The organism is Actinomadura fulvescens, from assembly GCF_039533225.1.
Taxonomy (GTDB): domain Bacteria; phylum Actinomycetota; class Actinomycetes; order Streptosporangiales; family Streptosporangiaceae; genus Spirillospora; species Spirillospora fulvescens.
Genome location: NZ_BAAATD010000043.1, coordinates 1 through 2519, shown reverse-complemented (window position 1 = coordinate 2519; position 2519 = coordinate 1). Strand labels below are relative to the sequence as shown.

At 45.9% G+C, this 2519-nt stretch carries 4 protein-coding genes; 2 read left to right on the top strand and 2 right to left on the bottom strand.

Features of this window, described 5'->3' with window-relative positions; translation table 11 throughout:
- Positions 1 to 246, top strand: a 246-nt coding sequence (locus ABD333_RS47310) for a hypothetical protein (protein ID WP_344549490.1), incomplete at its 5' end; no start/stop codon positions are given.
- The gene (locus ABD333_RS47305) at positions 239 to 793 is read left to right on the top strand and encodes a hypothetical protein (protein WP_343808566.1); all 555 of its coding nucleotides are present in this window, start codon (positions 239 to 241) and stop codon (positions 791 to 793) included. The genes ABD333_RS47310 and ABD333_RS47305, both read left to right, overlap by 8 nt.
- A gap of 240 nt (positions 794 to 1033) precedes the next feature.
- Here ABD333_RS47305 and ABD333_RS47300 read toward each other — a convergent pair whose 3' ends face one another.
- Complete coding sequence (locus ABD333_RS47300; RefSeq protein ID WP_344549489.1) at positions 1034 to 1426, bottom strand: hypothetical protein; 393 nt, start codon at positions 1424 to 1426, stop codon at positions 1034 to 1036.
- Positions 1427 to 1505: 79 nt separating this feature from the next.
- A partial coding sequence (locus ABD333_RS47295) for a replication initiation protein (RefSeq protein ID WP_344549488.1) occupies positions 1506 to 2519 on the bottom strand: 1014 nt, incomplete at its 5' end.

Genomic DNA, 2519 nt, shown 5'->3' with positions numbered 1-2519 from the left:
ATTGAGCAGAAAATTAAAGAAGCCGAAGCCAAGCTACAGCGCTTAAAAGCCAAAGCGAAGGCAACTGAAACACGGCGTAAAATCATTGTCGGTTCGATCTTAATTAATGATGCGCTCAAAGATGGCAGACGCGCAAAATATCTAGCAGAAAGAATCCGTGCCGGTTTAACCAGAGAGATTGATCAAAAAGCCGTAGCGGATCTGCTTGTCCTGCTGGATGAAAAGGCGGGCGAACCAAATGAGTAAGGCATCTGGCGGCAAAGACCCGTTCACGATTTTCGCGGATGAACTGACGCTCCTGCGAAACGACATCAAACAGTTAAAGCTGTCTAGCCTGTCTTATCCCGAAGCCAGCGTGATCAACGATAAAATTACTGAAGATGTTACGACTTTTACGATGGCTGCGGAAAAATTGGAGCGTTCAGTTTCCAACGGTTTTGCGAAATTACAGCAACAAGTTCAGCAAGACGCAAGCAGCGCTGCCAGTAAGGCGGCAAGCTCGGCGATTACAAATAGTCATCAAGAGATTTTGAATGCTGCCAGAATATACTCAAAAAACGCCGGAGAAGCCCGCAGAGAGGCTTGGCGCTATTTTGGAGGGTTCTGGGTGTGGCTATCGTCCATGCTGCTTCTAGGGGTTATTTTAGGTGTGCTGGTGACGATTTATCTGCAAGGTATGATTTCAGCTAAAGAGTTTGGCAAATATCCGAGCATTTACTGCTCAATGGCTGGCGGTAGCGTAGGCGAGTATGAAAGCGGCAACGGGAAATACTGCGTTTTCCATAATATTTGATTTTGAGGTTTGAGGCTGGCCGAGTTAGCACTCCCAGCCTTCATCCATGATAGCCTTTTCGTCTTCGTCCAAAGCGCGCTACCAAATACGCCAGAGAATAAGGCCTAAAAGCGCCAACACGCCCCCCAATCCCATATCCACGACTCTAGTAAGTCTCGAATCACGGAGCCCCTCAATCTGCGCACTAATTCGTTTCAGTTCAAATAAGACCTGATCATTGTTCATTTGTTTCTCCCCAAATCATCCAAATAAGCGCTTAAATAAAGGTTTGTTTGCCTCGGCATACCAACGATCACGATCAGCTTCAGCAGATACAACACGTTTCTCGCATATGTCGGCTCTTTGGCGCTCAGATGATAGCAACTCATTTAAAGCATCAACTTTCGCCTGTAATTCTCTTATCTGACTGTCATTGCGACTATCATTATGACTATCATTATGACTATCTAATGCTACCAATGGCACCAAAACACGAGTTTCGCCGTCATTACCCTTAATGCGCTGCCACTTCTTTCGCATGACCGTCCTACGGGCGGAGGTAAGCTTAATGTTGAGCCTTTTAGCAAGTTCTTTATAGGTCAGAGACTCTGTCGACATAATGACTATCCTTATGGCTGCCATAGTGGCAATCATGATGACTATTGCACATTTAAGTTAATGATTTTCAACACAAACAATTGGCCATAATACGTTAAGTCTGGATCTTGGAAATTCACAGTTTGTATTTAGCGCACCAGTTTATAAAAGCTTGTTCAATGTTGTGCGCTGTTAGCTCAAGATTTCGATTTTTGGCAAAACTACGGAATCGATTGCTGAGAAAACTAAGGTCTGGTAGCTCCGATACTTGCACATGCTGGCGCGCCAGCTTCTCCCATTTGGTGAAGTGAATTGATCCTTCCGCCGGAAAAGGCTCATAAACCGTCTCTGATTTGCCTTGCTGTCGCGCCTTGCGCCCGACCTTGGATGCGCCTAGCTCCTTTGCTACAGGCGCTCTATCAGTCTTTTGCGCCCATGAAATTGTAATGCCGACGACAGTGCGACCTATTTTCTTGGGGGTAGCCTTTAAAGTGAAGCGCGATAGGTGATTAATTTCCTCAATTGCCGGCTGAATTGCACGAGCATTTAGGTGTCCAAATGCTTCTAGTTTTCCCTCAGTAACACCCAGCAAAGCGCGCAATTCCGGTATACTAAAGTTTTTTTCATTAATGAATTGCAGGTTGATCAATGACGTAATGTGCTGGAACAACAGCACAGAATATTTGCTGGTTAAATGAAAAACGGTCTGGCGGTCTAAAATTGCCCAATGGTTCGATTTAGCCGCCATATCTCGAAACATGCGCCCGAAATACCAAGAAACGAGAATTTCACCTGTCGTTTCATGACGATAATCAATTACAGCATGATCAATGATGCCACCTATAGTTTCTTGCAGTGCTGCCGGATCATCAAACGTCATAACAACGCCGCGCAAATCCTCAAATAGAGGTCGGATTGATGCACGGTCGTGATTTTTCATGCCCTCAATGGCGCGAATATCTGCAAGGCGGATTTCATGGCGCACATCATCGGCCATGCGACCGGCTGCTGTGCCTATCATCAAGTGCAGTAATTTAAGCGCCTGCAGGCTCGGGGAATTACGCATGTAAATTCCCCGAGCCATTTCAGCCGGCAGCACCGTTTTTGTCTGATCAAAAGCGCGATCAGCGGCCACTTCTATTGTTTTTCC

What these genes read in the sequence shown, in the direction of transcription:
- ABD333_RS47305 (WP_343808566.1), top strand. Translation starts at nt 239, where the DNA reads ATGAGTAAGGCATCTGGCGGCAAAGACCCGTTCACGATTTTCGCGGAT.
- ABD333_RS47300 (WP_344549489.1), bottom strand. Translation starts at nt 1,426, where the DNA reads ATGATTGCCACTATGGCAGCCATAAGGATAGTCATTATGTCGACAGAG.